This is a genomic window from Mycobacterium sp. E136, assembly GCF_001666865.1.
In the GTDB taxonomy this organism is placed as follows: domain Bacteria; phylum Actinomycetota; class Actinomycetes; order Mycobacteriales; family Mycobacteriaceae; genus Mycobacterium.
In genome coordinates this window covers 1-836 of record NZ_LZJE01000400.1, presented here as the reverse complement: position 1 = coordinate 836, position 836 = coordinate 1, and the positions used below count along the sequence as shown (strand labels likewise).

General features: G+C 62.2%; 1 protein-coding gene. It reads right to left on the bottom strand.

From position 1 onward, the window contains the following. Positions 1-812, bottom strand: an 812-nt coding sequence (locus tag A5698_RS27570) for an MlaE family ABC transporter permease (RefSeq protein WP_067091716.1), incomplete at its 3' end; no start/stop codon positions are given. Between the last annotated feature and the right edge of the window lie 24 nt (positions 813-836).

Below are 836 nucleotides of genomic sequence, written 5' to 3'. Positions count from 1 at the left end.
GAGACCAGCAAGGTGACCGATACGACGACCACCAGCGAGGTACGCACCGCGTTGCCCACAGCAACCCCCACACCCGACGGCCCGCCCGAGGCGAAGTAGCCGAAGTAGGTGTGAATCAACAAGATCGTGATCGCCATCAGCACCGCCTGCAGAAACGACCACAACAAATCGATCGGGTTCAAAAACGTGTCGAAATAATGGTCATAGAGCCCCCCGGACTGACCGAACAACACCACCGTGGTGAACTGCGAGGCCACAAACGACAAGATCACCGCGATCGAGTACAGCGGCGTGATCGCCACCATCCCGGCCACGATGCGCGTAGAGACCAGATACTCCACCGGCCGAATCGCCATCGACTCCAGCGCATCGATCTCCTCGTTGATACGCATCGCGCCCAACTGCGCGGTCACCCCGGCCCCGAACGTGGCCGCCAACCCGATCCCGGCCACCACCGGCGCCGCGATACGCACGTTGATGAACGCCGCCAAAAACCCCGTCAACGCCTCGATACCGATATCGCCCAACGACGAATAACCCTGCACCGCCAACGTGCCACCGGCGGCCAACGTCAAAAACCCCACGATCGCGACCGTGCCGCCGATCATCGCCAACGTGCCCGCACCCATCGAGATCTCGGCGATCAACCGCACGATCTCCTTGCGGAAGTGCACCGCCGCATGCGGCACCCCACCCAACGCGCGCAGATAAAACAGCATGTGATCGCCGATACGACCCAAAAAGTCCACCGGACGGCGCGCACCCCGAGTAAACCGCGGATACGTACTACGAAGAACCTGAACCGTGCCCATTCGGCGACCCCCGCTAACCCGTCG